The 19,650-nt window shown below is 61.4% G+C and carries 22 protein-coding genes and 2 pseudogenes; 12 read left to right on the top strand and 12 right to left on the bottom strand.

Going from position 1 to position 19,650, the window contains the following annotated elements:
- Positions 1 to 6 precede the first annotated feature (6 nt).
- Entirely contained in the window at positions 7 to 1,035 is a 1,029-nt protein-coding gene (locus tag FD715_RS12920) for a Hint domain-containing protein (protein WP_147110265.1), read from the bottom strand.
- Between the two features lie 193 nt (positions 1,036 to 1,228).
- Positions 1,229 to 1,990: a B12-binding domain-containing protein gene (locus FD715_RS12915; protein ID WP_147110263.1), complete on the bottom strand. Its 762-nt coding sequence runs from the start codon at positions 1,988 to 1,990 to the stop codon at positions 1,229 to 1,231.
- 283 nt (positions 1,991 to 2,273) lie between these two features.
- Here FD715_RS12915 and nth point away from each other — a divergent pair, with 283 nt between their 5' ends.
- Positions 2,274 to 2,918, top strand: a complete 645-nt coding sequence (gene nth / locus FD715_RS12910) for an endonuclease III (protein WP_147110260.1) — start codon at positions 2,274 to 2,276, stop codon at positions 2,916 to 2,918.
- Positions 2,915 to 3,844: pseudogene (locus FD715_RS12905) on the top strand (adenosine kinase); the annotation flags it as partial. The gene nth and the pseudogene FD715_RS12905, both read left to right, overlap by 4 nt.
- On the opposite strand, the pseudogene FD715_RS23055 reads toward FD715_RS12905, so the two are convergent.
- Positions 3,826 to 3,870 (bottom strand): annotated as a pseudogene (locus FD715_RS23055) (hypothetical protein); the annotation flags it as partial. The pseudogenes FD715_RS12905 and FD715_RS23055 sit on opposite strands and share 19 nt — an antisense overlap.
- Positions 3,871 to 3,995: 125 nt before the next feature.
- Between FD715_RS23055 and FD715_RS12900 the strand changes: the two are divergent.
- Positions 3,996 to 4,586: an N-acetyltransferase gene (locus FD715_RS12900; RefSeq protein WP_147110256.1), complete on the top strand. Its 591-nt coding sequence runs from the start codon at positions 3,996 to 3,998 to the stop codon at positions 4,584 to 4,586.
- Between the two features lie 11 nt (positions 4,587 to 4,597).
- Here FD715_RS12900 and FD715_RS12895 read toward each other — a convergent pair whose 3' ends face one another.
- Together FD715_RS12895 and FD715_RS12890 are read right to left on the bottom strand one after the other, a co-directional pair.
- Positions 4,598 to 5,086 (bottom strand): hypothetical protein, encoded by a 489-nt coding sequence (locus FD715_RS12895; protein WP_147110254.1) that lies wholly within the window; start codon positions 5,084 to 5,086, stop codon positions 4,598 to 4,600.
- A 68-nt stretch (positions 5,087 to 5,154) separates the two neighbouring features.
- A complete protein-coding gene (locus FD715_RS12890; RefSeq protein WP_147110252.1) occupies positions 5,155 to 5,637 on the bottom strand; it encodes an RNA pyrophosphohydrolase in 483 nt (160 codons plus the stop codon).
- A 422-nt stretch (positions 5,638 to 6,059) separates the two neighbouring features.
- On the opposite strand from FD715_RS12890, the gene FD715_RS12885 reads away from it, so the two are divergent.
- Together FD715_RS12885 and FD715_RS12880 are read left to right on the top strand one after the other, a co-directional pair.
- Positions 6,060 to 6,455, top strand: coding sequence for a hypothetical protein (locus FD715_RS12885; protein WP_147110250.1), 396 nt, complete (start codon positions 6,060 to 6,062; stop codon positions 6,453 to 6,455).
- A complete protein-coding gene (locus FD715_RS12880) occupies positions 6,452 to 7,444 on the top strand; it encodes a hypothetical protein (RefSeq protein WP_147110248.1) in 993 nt (330 codons plus the stop codon). The genes FD715_RS12885 and FD715_RS12880 overlap by 4 nt, the downstream gene beginning before the upstream one ends.
- A 337-nt stretch (positions 7,445 to 7,781) precedes the next feature.
- On the opposite strand, the gene FD715_RS12875 is transcribed toward FD715_RS12880, so the two are convergent.
- Complete coding sequence (locus FD715_RS12875; protein WP_147110246.1) at positions 7,782 to 8,273, bottom strand: GNAT family N-acetyltransferase; 492 nt, start codon at positions 8,271 to 8,273, stop codon at positions 7,782 to 7,784.
- 215 nt (positions 8,274 to 8,488) lie between these two features.
- On the opposite strand from FD715_RS12875, the gene FD715_RS12870 reads away from it, so the two are divergent.
- Both FD715_RS12870 and FD715_RS12865 read left to right on the top strand, forming a co-directional pair.
- Positions 8,489 to 10,516 carry an NADPH-dependent 2,4-dienoyl-CoA reductase gene (locus tag FD715_RS12870; RefSeq protein WP_147110855.1) on the top strand — a complete coding sequence of 676 codons (2,028 nt, stop codon included), beginning with the start codon at positions 8,489 to 8,491 and terminating at the stop codon, positions 10,514 to 10,516.
- A gap of 92 nt (positions 10,517 to 10,608) precedes the next feature.
- The gene (locus FD715_RS12865; protein ID WP_147110244.1) at positions 10,609 to 11,544 is read left to right on the top strand and encodes a zinc transporter ZntB; all 936 of its coding nucleotides are present in this window, start codon (positions 10,609 to 10,611) and stop codon (positions 11,542 to 11,544) included.
- Positions 11,545 to 11,562: 18 nt separating this feature from the next.
- Here the strand turns inward: FD715_RS12865 and FD715_RS12860 are convergent, their stop codons facing one another.
- Entirely contained in the window at positions 11,563 to 12,003 is a 441-nt protein-coding gene (locus tag FD715_RS12860) for a DUF4399 domain-containing protein (protein WP_147110242.1), read from the bottom strand.
- 106 nt (positions 12,004 to 12,109) lie between these two features.
- Here FD715_RS12860 and FD715_RS12855 point away from each other — a divergent pair, with 106 nt between their 5' ends.
- The 3 genes from FD715_RS12855 to FD715_RS12845 all read left to right on the top strand — a co-directional run bounded on the left by FD715_RS12855 (position 12,110) and on the right by FD715_RS12845 (position 14,402).
- Positions 12,110 to 12,589 (top strand): RNA polymerase sigma factor, encoded by a 480-nt coding sequence (locus tag FD715_RS12855; RefSeq protein ID WP_147110240.1) that lies wholly within the window; start codon positions 12,110 to 12,112, stop codon positions 12,587 to 12,589.
- Positions 12,586 to 13,365, top strand: a complete 780-nt coding sequence (locus FD715_RS12850; RefSeq protein ID WP_147110238.1) for an anti-sigma factor — start codon at positions 12,586 to 12,588, stop codon at positions 13,363 to 13,365. The genes FD715_RS12855 and FD715_RS12850 overlap by 4 nt, the downstream gene beginning before the upstream one ends.
- 131 nt (positions 13,366 to 13,496) lie before the next feature.
- Entirely contained in the window at positions 13,497 to 14,402 is a 906-nt protein-coding gene (locus FD715_RS12845) for a LysR family transcriptional regulator (protein ID WP_147110236.1), read from the top strand.
- Positions 14,403 to 14,640: 238 nt separating this feature from the next.
- Here the strand turns inward: FD715_RS12845 and FD715_RS12840 are convergent, their stop codons facing one another.
- The 5 genes from FD715_RS12840 to FD715_RS12820 form a co-directional block, all read right to left on the bottom strand.
- Positions 14,641 to 15,009, bottom strand: coding sequence for a hypothetical protein (locus FD715_RS12840; RefSeq protein WP_147110234.1), 369 nt, complete (start codon positions 15,007 to 15,009; stop codon positions 14,641 to 14,643).
- Positions 15,010 to 15,087: 78 nt separating this feature from the next.
- A complete protein-coding gene (locus tag FD715_RS12835) occupies positions 15,088 to 16,011 on the bottom strand; it encodes an OmpA family protein (protein WP_147110852.1) in 924 nt (307 codons plus the stop codon).
- The gene (locus FD715_RS12830; protein ID WP_147110233.1) at positions 16,011 to 16,577 is read right to left on the bottom strand and encodes a peroxidase-related enzyme; all 567 of its coding nucleotides are present in this window, start codon (positions 16,575 to 16,577) and stop codon (positions 16,011 to 16,013) included. The genes FD715_RS12835 and FD715_RS12830 overlap by 1 nt, the downstream gene beginning before the upstream one ends.
- Positions 16,578 to 16,585: 8 nt before the next feature.
- Positions 16,586 to 17,302 carry a GNAT family N-acetyltransferase gene (locus FD715_RS12825; RefSeq protein ID WP_147110231.1) on the bottom strand — a complete coding sequence of 239 codons (717 nt, stop codon included), beginning with the start codon at positions 17,300 to 17,302 and terminating at the stop codon, positions 16,586 to 16,588.
- Positions 17,299 to 18,021, bottom strand: a complete 723-nt coding sequence (locus FD715_RS12820; RefSeq protein WP_147110228.1) for a molybdopterin-binding protein — start codon at positions 18,019 to 18,021, stop codon at positions 17,299 to 17,301. Before FD715_RS12820 ends, FD715_RS12825 begins: the two co-directional genes overlap by 4 nt.
- A gap of 47 nt (positions 18,022 to 18,068) precedes the next feature.
- Between FD715_RS12820 and sfsA the strand changes: the two genes are divergently transcribed.
- Positions 18,069 to 18,773 carry a DNA/RNA nuclease SfsA gene (gene sfsA, locus FD715_RS12815; protein WP_147110226.1) on the top strand — a complete coding sequence of 235 codons (705 nt, stop codon included), beginning with the start codon at positions 18,069 to 18,071 and terminating at the stop codon, positions 18,771 to 18,773.
- A 50-nt stretch (positions 18,774 to 18,823) separates the two neighbouring features.
- The gene (gene map, locus FD715_RS12810) at positions 18,824 to 19,645 is read left to right on the top strand and encodes a type I methionyl aminopeptidase (protein ID WP_147110224.1); all 822 of its coding nucleotides are present in this window, start codon (positions 18,824 to 18,826) and stop codon (positions 19,643 to 19,645) included.
- Positions 19,646 to 19,650 lie beyond the last annotated feature (5 nt).

The raw sequence follows: 19,650 nt of genomic DNA, 5'->3' as shown, positions 1-19,650 counted from the left end.
CACAGGTCACCCCAACAGCGCCGCCTCGAACTTGCGCAGCACAGGGCGAGCAAAAGTGTCGACATCCACACCGGCGTTCCCAAACAATTCGAAATCCAGCCGCTGCTCGACATCGGACGTCCCGATGCGCGGGCACAGGCTTTCACAGGGCAGGCCGTTGACGATCAGGATCTCGTGGCGCTCGAGCAGGATGTGCCGATAGCACACCGGCCTCATCTGCTCCACCGGCACAATCGTGGTGCCGTTTTGCAGATACTTTGCCGCCACCAGCACCTCCGTTTCGCCAAAATACAGCTGCGCCGCGACGCCATTGAAAACGACCCGATGATTGGGTGACAGCGTCAGGGGCTGCGCGGGCTTGCCAGGCCCAAAGGCGCCCACCGCAAATTCAATCGGGCGCAGCTCAGGGAAAAACATGACCTCCAGATCGCTCACGGTCCGCGCGCCCACCCACAGGATCGGCTGCGGCCCATGATCCACCGTCATAACCAGATCGCCCGCCACAAGGTGTTCAATCGGCACGGGGCCTGTAGGTGTCTCAACCATGGCACCGTCTGTGAAACATGGAATGTCATTGACCGGCGTTTCCTGCCCGTCGCTGTTGCTGGCCACCTCATAGGTCGTGCCAGGCACCGGCAGGGTCGGACCGCTGATGCCGACATTCTCGCCATCAATACGGATGACCCAGAACGTCTCTCCGGTGGTGGTGGTAAAGGCGAACTCAAGCTCGACCTGCGACCCTTCGTCAAAATCCTCGTCGTTGATCTCGATCTCTTCGGTCAGTTCCTGATCATTGTTGCCGGTCGACGGGTTCGATCCGTCTCCGGGCGTGTCGATAAAGCCGTCGCTGAACAGGTTGTCGTCCGACCCGACCGGATTGCCGTCATCATCCTCAATCTCGATGATGGTCAGCTCTGCATCCGGGTCGAGGGTGAAACTGGTGCCGATCTGGTAGCTGGTGGACGACCCGGTCTCCGCATCCTCCGACCATTGATCAAAGGCGTAGATCGGCAGATTGAACGTGAACGAAGCCATGGCATCCCCACAAGCCAAGCGGACAGCACTGCCCCATCAAATTCAACCTGCGCGCGATTCGCCAAGCACACATCGCACGACAGGCATCCTTCGGCGGTTTCCCGTCGACCGAACATCCGGAAAACCAACCAATCCGACACCAAAGCAGGCACGACCGCGCAAACCAGCGGCACACGCACCGTCCACGCCGCCGCTACAGCAATGAATTCCGGCGCGTCGACACCTTGTCCCAATGGCACTCGATCAAGGCCTGCGCCGTTTCGAAATCCTGGGCCATGCCATCAATATCCAGCAGCGACACGGTCTCTGCATCCGTCTCAAGGATCGGACCGCTCACGAACAACGCGGCGTCCGGCTTTTCCAACCGCAAGGCAACAACCAACCGCGACAGCGCATCCAGCGCATGGCCTCCACCGGCGGATATGCCGATGATGATCGACTGTGATTGCCCGATCTCCGCCACCAGTTCCTCATGGGATTTGCCAATCAGCAGCGTGACATCCCAGCCATCGCGCCGGAACAGGTCCGCCGCCATTCGTACGCCCAGGGTGTGGGTCTCTCCGGGCACGGACACGAAATGCGCGCTCTTGGATGTCGCTGGTGCCGTAATCGGCACCTGGCGCCGAATGACATGCATGATGGCATAAAGCCTGCTTGTGCCGCGCGTCACCTCTGCAAAGCTCACGCGGTTCTCATCCCACCACCGGCCAAGTTGGCAGGCCGCGTCGGCGAGGTATTTGAGGTAAATAACCTCAACCGACGCGCCTGCCCGGCGCACCTCTTGAATGAACATGGCGCCTGCCTGGTCGTCATCGGACAACAGCGCACGGCAGAACGCGTCGATCTGATCGGGCGTGGGTTTTTCCGCAAGTTTCTGCGCGTCGGGCCGGTTCAGGCGCACCAGAACCTCGCGCGCCAGATCCTCCACCGAACCGGTCGGCAACCGGGATTTCAAGCGCCTTAGATTGACCTGTGATCTGGCATATAAATCGATGTCAAATTGCGTATCGTGATGTCCTGCGCCCTGCACATCGTCCCTCCCAGACCAATGGCCACCCGCCACTTTTGTTCGAGGTCGTCATCACAAACCTGTCAATCAATGTTGACATCTCAACTTTGACACGAATCGGACAAGTTGTCGCAGGGTCAAGTACGGTCCACCCCTTGAAACGACCCTTATCGGTACCGATTGGACGACCACTTGCCCGCTGCCCCATCTTCCCCCATAACCCCGCGCCATGGCCAAGCAGCTCGATTACCACACGATCCGCCAGATCTTCACCCGCTTCCACGCGGCAGACCCCGCCCCCGAGGGCGAGTTGGAGCACGTGAATGTCTACACCCTCGTCGTGGCCGTCGCGCTCTCGGCCCAGGCCACGGACGCAGGCGTAAACAAGGCGACAAGGGCGCTCTTCCAGATCGCCGACACGCCCCAGAAAATGCTCGATCTCGGCCTCGAAGGGCTCACCGACCACATCAAGACCATCGGCCTCTACCGCCAGAAGGCCAAGAACGTGATGAAGCTCAGCCAGATCCTCGTGGACGAGTACGGCGGCGAAGTGCCCAACAGCCGCGCCGCCCTGCAATCGCTGCCCGGCGTCGGGCGCAAGACGGCCAACGTGGTTCTCAACATGTGGTGGAGCCACCCTGCCCAGGCCGTCGACACCCACATCTTCCGCCTCGGCAACCGCACAGGCATCGCACCGGGCAAGACTGTGGACGCCGTCGAACGCGCCATCGAAGACAACATACCGGCTGATTTCCAGCTGCACGCCCACCACTGGATGATCCTGCACGGGCGCTACCACTGCAAAGCGCGCAAACCGCTTTGCCCCACCTGCATTATCAATGATCTCTGCCCGTTTGAGGACAAAACCGAATGACCAAATATACGCTCGCTGGCATCGGCAACGCCGTTGTCGATGTGATCACCCATGCCGATGACAGCTTTCTCGACCTCATGGGGATCGAAAAGGGGATCATGCAGCTCATCGAACAAGACCGGGGCGAGGTGCTTTACGCCTCCATGACAGACCGGTTGCAAACGCCGGGTGGGGCCGTGGCCAACACCATCGCGGGCGTCGGCGCCCTCGGTCTGCCCACCGCCTTCATCGGTCGGGTCCACGACGACGCGCTCGGGCGCTTTTATGCGCAATCCATGGCCGACAGCGGCACCGATTTCGTCAACGCGCCGATCCCAGACGGCGAACTGCCGACGTCCCGATCCATGATCTTCGTCTCCCCCGACGGCGAGCGGTCGATGAACACATACTTGGGTATCTCGACCGAACTCGGTCCCGACGACGTGCCGGATGACGTGGCCTCCGGCGCGCAATTCATGTTCCTAGAAGGCTACCTCTTCGACAAGGACAAGGGCAAAGAAGCCTTCCGCCAGGCCTCCCGCCTCACACGCAGCGCAGGTGGCAAGGCGGGCATCGCCATCTCCGACCCGTTTTGTGTCGACCGCCACCGCCCCGACTTCCTCGACATGATCGGCAACGAGCTGGACTTCGTGATCGGCAACCAGCACGAAATCACGTCGCTCTTTGAAACCGACGATCTGGAAATGGCGCTAAACAAGACCGCCGACATGATCGACTTGCTGGTCTGCACCAAATCCGGCGACGGCGTCACAATCATCGGAAACGGCGAACGCCACGACATCCCTGTGGAAACGGTCACTCCCGTGGATGCGACCGGCGCAGGCGACCAATTCGCCGCCGGGTTCATCTATGGGCTGGCAACGGGCGCAGACCTTGCCACCTGCGGGCGCATGGGCAACCTGTGCGCAGCCGAAGTGATCAGCCATATCGGCCCCCGGCCCCAGATCGACATGAAACAGCAATTCGCCAGCGCGGGCCTGCTCTAACCCCGCTTGTCCTCGCGCCCACCCCCCCCTTGCTTCTTCTCTTTCCAAATACGGCGGGGGTTTGGGGGCTGGCCCCCAACAGGAGCCTAAAATGCTCGCCGATGGATATCACGACATACCGCCCGGCAAAGTGGCGATGGTCGTCACCGACCTCGAAATGACCACGCCGCAATACCGCGGCGTGTCCTGCCCCGACGGCATCACCTTGAAACCCATGGCGCTCGAGGTAGGGCCCTACCTCGAGCTCTTCCGCCGTGTGGGCGGCCCGTGGCTCTGGTACGGGCGGACGATCATGCCGGAGGCAGAGCTTGCCGACATCCTCAACGACGCCGATACCGGCCTCTACACGCTTGAAAAGGATGGACGGCCCGAGGCCCTGCTCGAACTCGATTTCAGCGTCGAAGGCGCCTGCGAGCTGGACTATTTCGGCCTGACCCCTGCCCTCATCGGCACCGGCGCGGGCGCCTACCTGATGGACCGGGCCATCGAGTTCGCCTTCGCCCGCGACATCACCCGCTTCCACCTGCACACCTGCACCATCGACAGCCAGCAGGCGCTTGGCTTCTACCGGCGGTCAGGATTCACGCCTATCCGCCAGCGGATCGAGATCGCCGATGACCCGCGCATCGCCCATGACTACCCGCGCGACCTCGCGCCCCACGTGCCCATCATCGACCCCTGAGAGAACGCGCGCTAGCGCAGCCCCAACGGCGTGCATTCCCGCCCCGCCAGACAATCACGCACCTGTTCCACCTGTGCGTCACTGGGACGACCGAACAGAAACCCGCCACACGCATCGGTGTGCAGCACGTAGCTGTGCCCGGTCTGACGCAAAAACCCGAGGATCCTGCCCGGCTGCACCTGCGGACACCAGGGACCAATGCACTCCACCTCCAGCACCACGTCCGTTTCAAACGGCCGGTCCACACCCCGCACCGTCAGGGCGTCGCCGGTAAAGGTGGCGGGGATCAGCGTGATGGGATCGCCGGGAATGACCTGCACGGACAGGTCCGTATCGGGCAAAAGATCGGTATCAAAGTCCAACATGCCCACCACAGGCACGTATCCGGCCTCGGCGGCCTTGGCCGCTTGAAAGGCGTCCGAAACTCCATAGGGGACGCAAGACAGGGCCACCGCCTGCACCGGCGCAAACACAGCCAACAGGCTCAGGACACGCAACATAAGGCACACCTTTCGTCGAAACGCTCGGCCGTCAGCTAAGAACGCACGTCCCCGCTATGCAATAGCGCTCAAAAATGCGGCGCAAATTCCGCCAGAACCCGCACATAGACGTCGCGCTTGAAGGGCACGATGGCCTCCGGCAAGTCCGCCGGTTCCATCCATTTCCACGCCGAAAACTCCGGATGCGCCGTTTCCAGATCAATCTGGTCGTCGGACCCGTTGAAGCGCAACAGAAACCACTTCTGCTTCTGCCCCCGATACTTGCCCTTCCAAAGCTGCGGAATCAGGTCAAGCGGCAGCTCATAGGGCAACCAATCGGCGGTCTCTGCCACCACATCCACCAACGCGGGCGAGATAGAGGTCTCCTCCTCCAACTCCCGCAAAGCCGCCGTCCGCGCATCCTCCCCCTTGTCGACACCACCCTGCGGCATCTGCCAGGCATCCCGGTACCGGTCCTTGCGCTGACCCACCCAGACAAGGCCGTCCCCATTCATCACCATCACGCCCACATTCTTGCGATAGGGCAGTTTCTCGATCTCTTCGGGTGTCATCTTGGGTGGCTCCAGGCGGTTCTTGAGCCGGAAAACACTATTCCTCGTGCGGTGTGAAGAGGGTGTTTGGTTTGAGTGGTGAGAATGAGGTTGGCAACGTGGGTTGAGATGCCACAGGCGGCAGCGCAATGCTGAGCTTCGATGAAAAGCATGAAGCGCCGGAAACGGGGCGTGCAAAGCGCGCATGAATGGCGGCTCTGAGCCCACTATATCAATCGGATGCGATGCGGCGAACGACCGCTCCGCCGTTCATACACCCGATTTCCGCGCCGGTTAAACCATTGAATTCCTGAGGCTCAGCATAATTGCCCAAGAACAAGGTTATGTCTGTGAGTCGGCGGAACTTCACATATTACCAAAAATGTGCGACCGTCGATGCTTGATGGTTGAACCGCGCACTGAAAGCGGCTCCCAACCAATGAATGGCACGAGGATTTCAAGTGAGTACGAGAACGGAAATTGAACAGGAAATTGACCGACTAGAGGGATTAACTTCTGATTTTTCTAATCTAAACCCAATCTACGAAGAGATCTCTGAGGAAAAATTCAAGGAGTTTGATCCTGGACAGACTTTATTAATGCTTGATTGGGGGATTAGTTGGTGGGAAGCGCACCGAGAGCGAGTACAAGGTATTGTTTGTACTCACGAAGGTCTTCACCTGCTTGTAAAGGGAGATTTCAAGAAAACCTGTGCTGAAATTGCAAGGATACTACTTGAATTTGTAATCCCTAAAACCGCTGTTAAACTGGCGATTTTGATTGTCAGCGAAGGTTTAACGTCGTTCTGCAAAACATACTGGACGGGAAGAGACGCGTGAAAGATAACGAGCGTTTCTGGCCGTTTCCGCCTATGCCTCAGATGCCAAAGAACTTAGAGCCGCAACTTGCTCTCCACAATTTGTTATTGAATAGGTTGGAGAAGGGCGTATTGTCATCAATTCCCAACCACTGGCCCAAGGAACCTTACAAGAGCCGGTTCTCAGTCGGATTTGTTCCCCAGGCAAGGGCATCTGCGACTGTTGCGAAAGGTGTTATCCCAACTAGCTACGCTCTGGGTCTGGACGCATTGATTGTAACTCAGCTTGTTGACGTCTTAGGCAAGATGGCTTTAGTCAAAGGAGCTTTAGATGAGAGCGCCCGACCGAGCTATCGATCTGAGAAGCAACTGGGCGTTAACGTCTTGGTTGACGGGGCTTGGCGCAGCTTTTTTTCTGATGTGCAGGAGTTTCAAGTAGGTGGGTGGCTGAACCATCATTCTGATTTGGAACAGATAATAACCTACACCATTTCCTTCATCGTCAATCATGAGCTCGCGCACATTATTGCAGGTCATTTTGATGATGACGAATACAGGCGGAGCCCACATTCTTTCGAATTTGCTGCAGATTTATGGGCTATTTTGGAGCTCATCGACCTGATCTGCCGGGTAACTACAGATGAAACTCGTTTGCGACAACTGTTTCTTGCTGGTTTTGGGATCGGAACACAATACTTGCTCTCGAACCTGGCATTTAGTGAGGATCCATCACGAGACTCGCATCCCTGTTCAGTCTTTCGGATGCTTCTAACCACCGCCCTAACTTCCTCATTTTCCGAAAATCTGAAGTTCGCTTCGCGTAGTCCAATAGGAAGTTTCGATGCGGTTAAGCGTGGAATTGCGCACAGCCAAGACTGCTGGAGGTGTTTAGGTTGGAACTTTGAAGTGAGCGAACCTTCCGGAACAGACTGGGAAAACATGAAGCAAGGCTTTTTGCAACTAAGTGAAATAGCTCTCGTTGAAACGCCTAGTGTGTTCAAAAGACTCTAAGCTGAATTGAGCATCGGTCGAATTGCTGGTTGGTGCTTGTGCTTGAAGCAATAGCGCGCCGGATGACAGCACCTCAACCCTTAGGTGATTGCCAAAACCAAACAAGACAAGGGCACAATGTCCGGTTGGTCCGCAAACCCGCCATCCGAGCCGATGCAACAGAAGCCCGCCTGGAAGGCCCACGGGTTGGGCCGGCGCCTTCGGCTTGATTCCGGTCCCATCAGCGCTCTGAGCGATCGGCAATGCCCTGTTTCGGTCGTCCTTCACGACGACGACCATACACACCGCCTCAGCGGGCCCAGACCACAAGACCGGTTGCGAGACTGATCGGCCCCGATCACCGCTCAGCAGACACAACCCAAACCTTCTCCATCTCGGCCCGGTCCGATGTTTGCCCGTGCCGCTCTACGGTTTCGTGCCTGATCAGCCGAAAACCCCGCGCCGCAAACGCAGGCTGCGCCATCAGCGACGCATGGACCCGCAACCGATGCAGCCCCGCCGCCCGCGCGTCGTGCTCGGTCCGCGCACACAACGCCGAAAACACGCCCCGCCCCTGCCACTCCGGCAGGACAAAGGCCAGATCGACATAGGCCCCCACTCGCGTCACAAACCCCACAGGCGCACCCTGCGCCTCGGCCACGACCACATCCTGTGCCGCCAGCTTGCGCGCCCAAGCCTCCCCGGCATGAGGTGCGGCACACCACGCGGCCCGCTGCGCTTCGGTATATGCACTCGGCCCCTCCCGGATGGCCCGAAACATGACCCGGCCCAGCGCATCCGCCTCACCCGCGATCATCTCGCGCAGCACCAATTCCGTTGCCTCACCCATCGCTCTGCCGTCCGCTCCGTTAGGCCCATGGTAAGGAACGGCACCAAAACCGTTCCCACATCTGCGCCCCACCGCTACCCCATGTGACAAGCGTAAAAAACCACACAAACCTGTCCCCGCGGGGACACCCCGTCCCCACCGGGTGACGCCGCGTTGCACGTGACATCCCGCCGCCTATGTCTGACACCAAGGAAACATTGGCTCGGGAGGACACCATGACAGCCTATCCGCACATGCTTGCGCCGCTAGATCTTGGCTTCACCACGTTGAAAAACCGCGTGCTCATGGGGTCCATGCACACCGGGCTTGAGGAAACAAAAGACTGGAACCGCGTCGCCGAATTCTACGCCGAACGCGCGCGCGGTGAGGTCGGCCTGATGGTCACCGGCGGCATCGGCCCCAACCTCGAAGGGTCCGTGCTGCCCGGTGCCGCGATGCTGTCCAACGCCGAAGAGGTCGCCAACCACAAGATCGTCACGGACCGCGTGCATGAAAACGGCGGCAAGATCGCGATGCAGATCCTGCACGCGGGCCGCTACGCCTATGGCCCGATGTGCGTCGCCCCCTCGCCGGTGAAGTCCCCCATCTCGCCCTTCCCGCCTGCCGAGTTGGACGAGGACGGCATCGAAAAACAGATCAGCGACATCGTCGCCACCGCGGGTCGGGCCAAGGAAGCTGGATACGATGGGGTCGAGATCATGGGGTCCGAGGGCTACTTCCTCAACCAGTTCCTCGTCACCCACACCAACAAGCGCGAGGACCGCTGGGGCGGGTCCTACGAAAACCGCATGCGCCTGCCGATCGAGGTGGTGCGCCGCACGCGCGAGGCCGTCGGCACCGACTTTATCATCATCTACCGCCTGTCGATGATCGACCTCGTACCCAACGGCTCGACCTATGACGAGGTTGTGCAACTCGCCCGGGAGATCGAAAAAGCAGGTGCGACGATCATCAACACCGGCATCGGCTGGCACGAGGCGCGCATCCCCACCATCGCGACCTCCGTCCCGCGCGCGGCGTTCGCATGGGTGACGAAGAAGCTGATGGGCAAGGTGAGCATCCCCGTCATCACCTCCAACCGCATCAACACCCCGGAAGTGGCCGAAGAGGTGTTGAGCACAGGCTGTGCCGACATGGTGTCGATGGCCCGGCCCATGCTGGCCGATCCGCATTTCGTGAAGAAAGCGATGGAGGACAAGGCCGCCCACATCGCGCCCTGCATCGCCTGCAATCAGGCATGTCTGGACCACACATTCTCAGGCAAGATCAGTTCCTGCCTCGTCAACCCGCGCGCGTGTTACGAGACCGAGTTGCAGGTTGTCCCCGCGGAGACACAGAAATCCATCGCCATCGTAGGCGCCGGTCCGGCAGGGCTTTCGACCGCTTTGACGGCAGCCGAACGCGGTCATCAGGTCACAATTTTTGACCGCGCGGACGAGATTGGTGGGCAGCTGAATATGGCCAAGCAAATCCCCGGCAAGGAGGAGTTCTGGGGCTTTGTCGACTGGTACCGCACCATGGTCGCCGACGCGGGCATCACGGTGCATCTGAACACCGAAGCAACGGTCGACACACTCAAAGGCTTTGACGAAGTGATCATCGCCACCGGCGTCCTTCCCCGTGATCCGGAGATCCCCGGTCAGGACGGCGACAACGTTCATTCCTACATCGACGTCCTGCGTCACAAGGCGGAGACCGGCAAGAAGGTCGCCGTGATCGGCGCGGGCGGCATCGGATTCGATGTGTCGGAATACCTTGTCCACGAAGGCGAGAGCCCGACCGAGAACCTGCCGGAGTGGATGACCGAATGGGGTGTCGCGGACACCGAGGAACATCGCGGTGGGTTGGACCCCAAAGGGCCACAACCCGAAGCGCCCGCGCGGGCGGTGACGCTCTTGCAGCGCAAGGCCGAGAAACACGGCAAGCGGCTCGGCAAGACAACCGGCTGGATTCATCGCGCGGCGCTCAAGATGAAGGACGTGGAATTCGTGGGCGGCGTGAACTACGAGCGCATCGACGCACACGGGCTGCATGTGTCCTTTGGCGAGGCGCGCGAGAACCCGACGGTGATCGAGGCGGATGACATCATCCTCTGTGCCGGTCAGGTGCCCGAACGGTCGCTTGCGGACGCACTGGAGGCTGAAGGTATTGCGTGCCATGTGATTGGTGGCGCGGATGTCGCGGCGGAGCTGGATGCCAAGCGCGCCATTGATCAGGGCACGCGGCTGGCGGCGACGCTCTAGGGCGGATCGGAGTCCGCCTTACCGTAAGGCGGACGTGTCGTCCGCCCGGCCCGGCGGTTGCCGCACGCAAGACGTGGATATAGCGTGCCGCCATGACGATCTGTTCTTTTGATTTCACGCGTCAGGGCGCAACCGCGGCTACTGGGGCGACCCCACCGGATGAAGGCTACCGCTGGGTGCATTTCGACCTGACCGACGCCGACCTGCCCGGCTTTCTGCACGCCAATGTCCCTGCCATCCCTGCCGCCGCACTGACCGCACCAGAGACGCGGCCCCGCGCCGACCGCTATGGTGACGGGCTGATCCTGAACCTGCGGGGCGTGAACCTGAACGAGGATGGCCCGGCTGACCAGATGGTCGCCGTGCGCATGTGGGTGACGGCTCAGTTGGTTGTGACGGTTCGGGTGCGCAAGATCTTTGCTCTGGACGCCATGCGGGCCGAGGCGGACAGCGGCCAGGGGCCCGGCACGCCGATGCAGTTTGTGTCGGCTCTGGCCACGCGGCTGATGGGGCGGGTGCAGGATACCGTTTTCGATCTTTCGGGCAGGGTCGATGCGATGGAGGACAGCGTGCAGGATGACGACCAGCCCCTGCCGACGGAACTGGCCGAGGAACGGCGCATGGCGATCCGCCTGCGCCGGTATCTCGCCCCACAACGCGACGCGCTGGTGGCACTGGTGGGCACAGACAGTCCATTGATGACGCAGGGCACCCGTGACCTGCTGCGCGAACAGGCAAACCTCGCCAAGCTGAATGTCGAGGAACTGGAGGGGCTGATCGCCCGGATGACCGCCGTGCAGGACCACCACACCGCGCAGGCGGCGTTGATGCAGGGGCACAATGGCTATGTGCTGTCCATTGTCGCCGCCGTGTTTCTCCCGCTTGGGTTTGTGACCGGACTGTTTGGAGTGAATGTGGCTGGTATGCCGGGGATCGAGACGCCCTGGGCCTTTGCCGCACTGTGCGTTTCGCTGGTCGTGATGACCGTGGGCGCGGTGTGGGTGCTGCGCCGGCTCAAATGGATCTGACCCGGCGCAGGCGGGGATTTATTCGACGGTGATCGTGATCACGTCGCTGACCACAGGGTCGGCATGGGGGATGTGATTGAGGTCGCCGAGCACAAGCTGCATGGTATGCTCGCCCGCAGGCAGATCTAGCGTCACCTGGGTCTGACCGCCGCCGAAGTGGATGTGGTTTTCATCGGCGGGCAGGCCGAACTTAAGTTCATCCTCGCCTTCCGGCCCTTCGCCCAGTGGCGGGCGGTTCAGAAGGATGTGGTGGTGGCCGGTGTTGTCCGCCTCGGTCCCGGCGGGGGCGACCCCCATCCCTTCAAGCCCGAAGATCACGGTGACCGGCGACGAAACCGTGTCCCCATCTGACAGGTTCACAAAATAGACCCGCGCATCTTCGGGTGCTGGCGTGTCCTGCGCCAGTGCGGGCATGGCCATCACTGTTGCAATTGTCACGGCTTTGACAAAGCTTTTCATTTTTCATTTCCTCCCGGACATGTTGATGTTCATCCAAGGATAACACTTAGGGGCAGATTTTATTCCAACCACTGCAGAAATTTCTTACCGCGCGGTGCGCGATGGCATGGCAGAGGTGCATCCGCGCCTGTGGCGCTATGCCGTATCGTTGACCGGGCGCCGCGACTGGGCCGACGATCTGGTGCAGACGACCTGCCTGCGCGCGCTCGACAAATCCGACCAGTTCGAGCCCGGCACGCATCTGGACCGCTGGATGTTCCGGATGGCCCAACGCATCTGGCTGAACGAGCTGCGCTCGCGCAAGGTGCGCGTGGGCGGCGGGCTGGTGCCGGTTGAGGAGATTGACCTGCCCGACAAAACTCCTGGCGCGGAAACGAATATTCTGGCGCGTGACGTGTTGAACAGGGTGAATGGACTTCCCGAGGCCCAGCGACAGGCCGTGGTTCTGGTCTATGTAGAGGGGTACGCTTACAAGGAAGCGGCTGAGATCATGGAGATCCCGATTGGTACGGTGATGAGTAGGCTGGCGGCGGCGCGGAAACGGCTGAACGCCGAGATGGCCGGGGACAAGGCACAGGTTCAATGACAGACGTGCGTGCATTTTCAGATGAGGAGCTGACCGCCTACCTGGATGGGGAGGCGGACGACGCCTTGCACGCCGAGATTGATGCCGCGCTGGAGGCGGATCCAGAGGTGGTCGAGCAGTTGGCGGCGCTGGATGTTCCCATGGCGCCCATCGCCGAGGCCTATGAGGCGCTGTTGCGGGAGGCGCCGCCGATGCCGGATTTGCCCGAAGCGCCGACCACTGTCGTGCCAGCCGTGGCACCTGCGCGCGGGCGGTGGGCGTGGGGTGCAGGCACCTTTGCCACCGGGCTGGCCGCCGGTCTGGCCGTTGCCATGTTCACCGGCTTTGGCACGCCGGAGCCCGCACCGCGCGGCTGGGTGTCTTTCGTGGCGTCCTATCAGTTGCTCTATACCCCCGAGACGCTGGCCTTCGCCGACCCCACCCCCCAAGAGGCGGCGGTGCAGCTGGCCGCCGTGTCGGAGGCGATAGGGATTGATGTGACGGGTCTGCCGGAGGCGCAGGGCCTGACCTTCAAGCGGGCGCAGGTGCTTGGGTTCAATGACAAGCCGTTGGTGCAGATTTCGTTCGCGCGTGACGACGGGACGCCCGTTGCCTTGTGCATCATTGCTGCAGGGCCGGACGCTGCACCTGTCAGCATGGGTGCGGCAGAGGGGCTGGATCTGGCGCGCTGGAACACGCCCGGCTACGGCTTTTTGCTGATTGGCGGGACCGATGCCGCACCGCTGGCCGAAGAGGCCGAAACCTTCCAATCCTGGAGCGCCGATATCGCTATCTGAGCCGGTGCGCACCGTTTCCGGGCGATGGACGATCCCGGCAAACTTCCAGATATTATCCCATCCGCGCCCAGATCCTGCCCTTATTCACCCGCATACCAGCCCTCAACACAGAGTGATTTGAGGTAGCAGGCATGGATCGCCTTACAGAAATGGAAGCCTTCGCCACGGTCGTGGACCAGGGTGGCTTTACCGACGCGGCCAAGAAGATGGGGATTTCAAAGTCCGCCGTCTCGAAGCACGTGTCGTCCCTGGAGGCCCGTCTGGGCGCCCGCCTGCTCAACCGCACCACCCGCCGTGTGAGCCCGACCGAGATCGGCTTGGCCTACTACGACCGCGCCCGCCGTGTGCTGAACGACGCGGGCGAGGCGGATTCGCTCGTCACCTCCATGCAGTCGGCGCCTTCGGGGTTGCTGCGCATCTCTGTTGCCACCGACTTTGGCGTGAACCACCTGTCGCCACGCCTTTCGGAGTTTCTGGCCGATTTCCCGGACATCACCGTGAACATGGTGCTGAACAACCGCTATGTTGAGCTGATTTCCGAAGGGTTCGACATGGCCGTGCGCATCGGAGAGCTGGAGGACAGCACACTGCGCGCCCGCAAGCTGACCGAGACGACGAAGCGGATGATCGCGAGCCCGAAATATTTCGAGGAATACGGCCGCCCGCAGAAGATTGACGATCTGAACGCGCACAAGCTGCTGCACTATTCCAACCAGTCCTCTGGCAACGTGTGGAAGCTGACCGCGCCCTCGGGCGAGAAGCGTCAGGTGCGCACGGCAGGTTGGTTGAGCGTGAATGACGGGCAGTCGCTGCTGAATGCCGCCATCTCGGGCCTTGGCATCGCCTACCTGCCCAGCTTCCTTTATGCCGACGCGCTGGAACAAGGGCTGGTCGAGGATGCGATCCCCGATCTGCCGATGGAGACCCAGGGCATCTACGCCGTCTACCCGCCGGGGCGGTTCACGCAGCCCAAGGTCCGCGCCTTCATTGATTTCCTGGTCCACGCCTTTGCCGAAAAGGGCCCGTCGGACTGGTAAGAGTTAACCAACCTCCCCTCGGTTAAACACCTGACCCCGGCGCGCAAGCGCTGGGGTCTTTTTGTCGATGGCGTGGCAACGACGCGCTTGGCAGCAGATGCAGTGGTTTGTGCGAATGTCAGCAGTGAGCCCAGAGTTATTGATGCTGCGCGGTGCACCGATGCCAGCGATGTGCAGGAATAGGACTTTGCAGATTTTCGCAAAATTTCACGTCTGTAGGCCCAAATACACCTTGGGACTACATGTCGTTGGTTGTGTTTGAGCGTTTGTACAACGCTTTCATCTCTTCCCAACCTTCGATCTCTAAGTTTGAACGAATTCGAGCATCAAGCATCGCAACCGTAACATCCGTTGAACTTACACGCGAACAGCCCAACCGATGTGACTGCAGAGCTAAATTGTGAATCTCTTGATAGAATGACCAGACCGCCAAGACATTTAAATCATTGTAAATATAGCTATCTTCTACAAGTATCTCTGCTTGATCCCAGGCTTTGACAAGTTGGGGAAACCGGCCAGAACTCTCATCGAATACGACCGCATCATCAATCGCTATGCTTTTGGGCCAAAGGCTTTGCACCAGTTCGTATAGAGTTTCGAGCTTCATACGTCGGCGATACCATTTTGTCTCAACCAAGAATACTCGAATGAGGACCGAAGGGCCGCTTTGTCCCGCAAGGCAGTCCTACCCCTCCTCGCCCACCACAATCACTTCGACCCGGCGGTTGGCTTCGCGTCCCTCTGCCGTCAGGTTGCTGGCGACCGGTGCGAGGTAGCCCATGCCCTCCGCCTCGATCCGGTTCGGGGGCACGTCGTAGCGGTTGATCAGCCGCTCACGCACGGCGCGGGCACGCGCGCGGGAGACGGTGAGGTTCGCCTCAAGCCCGCCAATGGTGTCCGTATGCCCCACCACGGCGATACGCAGCCCCGGGCGGTTGACCATCAGCTCGGCGATCTGCTCAAGCTCGGGTGCCGGGCCTTCGCCCAGACGGGTGGTGCCGACGGCGAAATCAAGGCTGCGCAGGATGACGGAGCCATCGGCGAGCAGACGCTGGCCGAGATCGCGGGTGGGCGCGTCTGGCGCCGTGGTGCCTGCCGGTTCGGCGGTGGCTGTCGCCGCCTCTTGCGTGCCAACCTGCACCACCTGCAGATAGCCAGCGTCCGGCGCCGTGCTGGCAAGCAGCCACACAGCGTTGCCATTGTCCGGGTGCCGGGCGCTGAGAAAATGGAAGGCCCGCACATTCACATACATGTTGGGTGCAGGCAGCACGTCGATGGCAAAGCGGAAGTCGAAACCGCCGCAGGCCCTGTCCTGGCAATCCAGCAGCGGCTCGTACCCTGCGTCGATCAATTGCGTGCGCAGGGGCGCGAGGATTTGCAGCGGTGTCAGGCCTGGCGAGGTGATCCGGTAGCTGCGCCGTTGGACGGGCCCGTCCATGGTGTCCGCGCGCACGGCGCCGTTCTGAAAGGGGGCCGTTGCAATCTCGACCCGGTCGAGCGCGCTGTCGCGCGCAGCGGTTTGGCGGGCGTTCGAGGGCAATTCCAGTTGCAGGGCAAGTGCTGGCCCTGCCAGCGCGCAGGCCAGAAGAGTGAGCCAGCCGTGACGCATCACCGTGCCTGTGCGTGGTAGTCGGGGTTGGGTTGCATCGCCGTCCCACTCGCGACCCGGTTGGACATGTTGAAGAAGGCCGCGACGTTGATTACGTCCCAGATGTCGCGGTCTGTCAGGTCGTGGTCGCGCAGGGTTTGGCGGTCAGCCTCCTCGATCTGGGCGGAGGCGAGCGTGACCTTTTCCGCGAAGGCCAGCATGGCGCGCTGGCGCGGCGTGACCTCGGCCACGCGCCAGTTCATCACCAATTGCTCGCCAAGGGCAGGGTTGCCGGAGAGTTGGCGGACCGCGGCGCCGTGGGCCGTAAGGCAATAGAAGCAGCGGTTCGTGGCCGAGACGACGACGGCGATCATCTCGCGTTCCAGCTTGGTCAGGGCGCTGTCGCCTAGCATCAGGTCGTTGTAGAGCGCAGTGAAGGCGTTGAGTTTATCGATGTCGAAGGCGTGCGCTTTGAGGACGTTGGGGATCATGCCCAGCTTGTCCTCGCAGATGTCGAAGTATTTCTGCGTGGCGTCGGGCAGCGGGTCGACCATAGGCAGGTCGAGGGCGGTGGGCTGATCTGTCATGTCGTCGCTTACATGGTCTGGGTCGCGGTGCGGTAATGATAGCCACAGACCTGCTGGAAGCCCAACCCCTGATAGAGTGCATTGGCGGGGCCGTTGGCCGCAGTGGTCAGGACCGCGATATGGGTCGCGCCGTTGTCAGCTGCCCAGAAGGCCGCCTGCCGCATGATCCATTGGGCGACGCCGTGGCGGCGTTGATGCGGCAGCACCTCGACCGCGTGGACCATCGCGATGCCGTTATGGATGGCGGCAAAGGCGGTACCCGCAGGTTTATCGCGGTGCCGGGCGAGGATGCTGGTTTTCGTCTGCGCCCGGTGCATGATCGCCACGCGCGCGGGGCCGATACCGCCCGCGGCCCAGATGTCGTTCTGGATCGCCAGCGGCTCCCAGATGGCGAAAGCGGTGACGCGGGGGATGGGGATGTCGGTGAGTGTGTCGACTGGCGCGATGTAGCCGTTTGTGGGATCGACGATGGTGTAGCCTGCGTGGTCCAGCAGGTGGTCGAGGGCGTCTTCGCCTTGCCGGACCATGAAAAGGGGCGTTTGGTCCGCAGCGCGCATGGCTTGTTCGGCTTGGCCGAAGTCGGTGGTGGGCTCATCCGCAGTCGCCGCCGACACGCGCTTGCCGCCGCCTTGGCCGTCACGGATGGTCCAGGGGCCTGCGCAGGTGACGGCGGCGGCGGGCCAGGTGCCATCGATGGCCGCGTAAAAGGCGGCGGGTGTGATCATGCGGGGAAGTGTTCGGCGAGTTTGGTGAGGGCGGCGTCAACCTCTGCCCCGTCGATGCCACGGATGACGACATTGGCACCATAGCGCCCGTCTTTTTGGAACGGGTAGGAGCCGATGCTGAGGTCTGGGTGGGCTGTGGCGATGTCACCGAGGGGGCCTGCGATGTCCCCCTCGCCCCGTTCGATGCGCATCGTCTTTGAGATCAGGGGCGCGCCACCGGTGAGCGTGGGCAGGATGGAGGCGACCATGGCCTGGAACACGGAAGGGACGCCTGCCATGACGTGGACGTTCTTGATTGTGAAGCCGGGGGCGGCGGAGACCGGGTTTTCGATCAGCGCGGCTCCGTCTGGGACGCGGGCCATGCGCAACCGCGCGGCATTCAGCTCGGTGCCGGATTTGGCGTAGTGTTCGGCCAGGATCGCGCGGGCATCGTCGCGGATGTCTATGTGGGCATCGAAGGCTGCGGCGATGCAATCCGCCGTAATGTCATCATGCGTGGGGCCGATGCCGCCGGACGTAAAGACGCTGTCGTATGTCGAACTGAGCGCTTGGGTCGCTGCCACGATGGCATCGCTGTCGTCGCTGACCACACGCACTTCCTTGAGGTCGATGCCGTGGTCGGTCAATTGGCCCGCCAGATAGTGCATGTTGGCATCGCGGGTGCGGCCCGAGAGGATCTCGTCTCCGATCACCAGCATAGCGGCGGTGGGGTTGGGCATTGTGGCCTCCTTGCGATTGCGGCCAGTGACGGTATAGGGCTGCGCCCATGCGCTTTCAAACCGAACTTGTCCCCGCCACGCTGATCCGACGCTACAAACGGTTTCTGGCCGACTGCACGCTGGAGGATGGGCGTGAGGTGGTGGCCCATTGTGCGAACCCTGGGTCGATGATGGGGCTCGCGGAGCCGGGGATGCGCATCTGGTTGGAACCCAATGACGATCCGAAGAAGAAGCTGAAGTTTGGCTGGCGGCTGGTGGAGCATGAGGGCGGGCATTTCACCGGTGTGGATACGTCGGTCCCGAACAAGGCGCTGCGGGCGGCGTTCGAGGCAGGTGAGGTGCCTGGGTTTGAACGGTATGCGACTGTGCGGCCCGAACAGAAATATGGCGAAGGCAGCCGTATCGATTTCCTGCTGCAGGGGGATGGCGTTCCAGACGCTTATGTCGAGGTGAAGTCGGTGACGTTGGCGAGACAACCCAGGCTTGCTGAGTTTCCGGACTCTGTAACAGCCCGCGGCGCTAAGCATCTTAGCGAATTGGCCCGCATGGCAGAGGCGGGGCACCGGGCGGTCATGCTGTATCTGGTGCAGCGCACGGATTGTGATCATTTCACCCTCGCTGCCGACATCGACCCGGCCTACGCCGCCGCCTATGCGGTTGCGACTGCGGCGGGGGTAGAAACGCTGTGCCTGGGCACCCATATAACTCCAAAGGGCGTGCTCGTCGGCGCGCCCATAGCCGTGGCCCTATGACCCACTGGCCCTTTTTGCCGCAGTGCAGTATGTTTGACAGGTGAACGCTGATGGAGCGCGCTTTGGACCGTGACACCCGTGGCCGTCTGACCAAGGACGGCATACGCATCTATGACCCTTCGGACTTTGCCGGTATGCACGCGGCAGGGCGGCTTGCGGCCGAGATCCTGGACGCGATGTCGGCCCATGTCTTTCCGGGTCAGACGACGGGTGCCATCGACAAGATCATCACGGACATGGTCGAGGAGGCAGGGGCAACCTCGGCCACCATCGGCTACAAGGGCTATCAGCACGCCAGCTGTATCAGCGTGAACCACGTGGTCTGCCACGGGATTCCCGGTGACAAGGTGCTGAAGGATGGCGACATCCTGAACATCGACGTGACCGTAATCGTCGATGGCTGGTTTGGCGACACGTCCCGAATGTTCGTGGCGGGCAAGCTGCCGCGCAAGGCGGAACGGCTGATCGAAGTGACCCATGACAGCCTGATGCGCGGGATTGAGGCGGTGAAGCCCGGCAACACCTTTGGTGACATTGGCCACGCGATCCAGAGTTTTGTCGAAAGCCAGCGCATGTCTGTTGTCCGCGACTTCTGTGGTCATGGTCTGGGCCGCGTGTTCCACGCGCCGCCCAATGTGCTGCACTATGGCCGACCTGGCACGGGCGCCGTGCTGGAGCCGGGCATGTTCTTTACCATCGAGCCGATGGTGAACCTGGGTCGTCCCGAGACCAAGACGCTGGCCGATGACTGGACAGCTGTCACCCGCGACAAGTCGTTGTCGGCGCAGTTCGAGCATTCGGTGGGTGTGACCGAGGACGGGTGCGAGATTTTCACCCTGTCGCCTACCGGGACATTTCATCCGACATATTAGTGGGT

Source organism: Tateyamaria sp. syn59, from assembly GCF_007995245.1.
Taxonomy (GTDB): Bacteria; Pseudomonadota; Alphaproteobacteria; order Rhodobacterales; family Rhodobacteraceae; genus Tateyamaria.
This window is presented reverse-complemented; position numbering and strand designations above follow the sequence as displayed.

Excerpts from the sequence above, each read along its gene's own strand:
- FD715_RS12920 (WP_147110265.1), bottom strand. The coding sequence starts at position 1,035 with ATGGCTTCGTTCACGTTCAATCTGCCGATCTACGCCTTTGATCAATGG.
- nth (WP_147110260.1), top strand. The coding sequence starts at position 2,274 with ATGGCCAAGCAGCTCGATTACCACACGATCCGCCAGATCTTCACCCGC.
- FD715_RS12900 (WP_147110256.1), top strand. The coding sequence starts at position 3,996 with ATGCTCGCCGATGGATATCACGACATACCGCCCGGCAAAGTGGCGATG.
- FD715_RS12895 (WP_147110254.1), bottom strand. The coding sequence starts at position 5,086 with ATGTTGCGTGTCCTGAGCCTGTTGGCTGTGTTTGCGCCGGTGCAGGCG.
- FD715_RS12890 (WP_147110252.1), bottom strand. The coding sequence starts at position 5,637 with ATGACACCCGAAGAGATCGAGAAACTGCCCTATCGCAAGAATGTGGGC.
- FD715_RS12885 (WP_147110250.1), top strand. The coding sequence starts at position 6,060 with ATGGCACGAGGATTTCAAGTGAGTACGAGAACGGAAATTGAACAGGAA.
- FD715_RS12875 (WP_147110246.1), bottom strand. The coding sequence starts at position 8,273 with ATGGGTGAGGCAACGGAATTGGTGCTGCGCGAGATGATCGCGGGTGAG.
- FD715_RS12870 (WP_147110855.1), top strand. The coding sequence starts at position 8,489 with ATGACAGCCTATCCGCACATGCTTGCGCCGCTAGATCTTGGCTTCACC.
- FD715_RS12865 (WP_147110244.1), top strand. The coding sequence starts at position 10,609 with ATGACGATCTGTTCTTTTGATTTCACGCGTCAGGGCGCAACCGCGGCT.
- FD715_RS12860 (WP_147110242.1), bottom strand. The coding sequence starts at position 12,003 with ATGAAAAGCTTTGTCAAAGCCGTGACAATTGCAACAGTGATGGCCATG.
- FD715_RS12855 (WP_147110240.1), top strand. The coding sequence starts at position 12,110 with ATGGCAGAGGTGCATCCGCGCCTGTGGCGCTATGCCGTATCGTTGACC.
- FD715_RS12850 (WP_147110238.1), top strand. The coding sequence starts at position 12,586 with ATGACAGACGTGCGTGCATTTTCAGATGAGGAGCTGACCGCCTACCTG.
- FD715_RS12845 (WP_147110236.1), top strand. The coding sequence starts at position 13,497 with ATGGATCGCCTTACAGAAATGGAAGCCTTCGCCACGGTCGTGGACCAG.
- FD715_RS12840 (WP_147110234.1), bottom strand. The coding sequence starts at position 15,009 with ATGAAGCTCGAAACTCTATACGAACTGGTGCAAAGCCTTTGGCCCAAA.
- FD715_RS12835 (WP_147110852.1), bottom strand. The coding sequence starts at position 16,011 with ATGCGTCACGGCTGGCTCACTCTTCTGGCCTGCGCGCTGGCAGGGCCA.
- FD715_RS12830 (WP_147110233.1), bottom strand. The coding sequence starts at position 16,577 with ATGACAGATCAGCCCACCGCCCTCGACCTGCCTATGGTCGACCCGCTG.
- FD715_RS12825 (WP_147110231.1), bottom strand. The coding sequence starts at position 17,302 with ATGATCACACCCGCCGCCTTTTACGCGGCCATCGATGGCACCTGGCCC.
- FD715_RS12820 (WP_147110228.1), bottom strand. The coding sequence starts at position 18,021 with ATGCCCAACCCCACCGCCGCTATGCTGGTGATCGGAGACGAGATCCTC.
- sfsA (WP_147110226.1), top strand. The coding sequence starts at position 18,069 with ATGCGCTTTCAAACCGAACTTGTCCCCGCCACGCTGATCCGACGCTAC.
- map (WP_147110224.1), top strand. The coding sequence starts at position 18,824 with ATGGAGCGCGCTTTGGACCGTGACACCCGTGGCCGTCTGACCAAGGAC.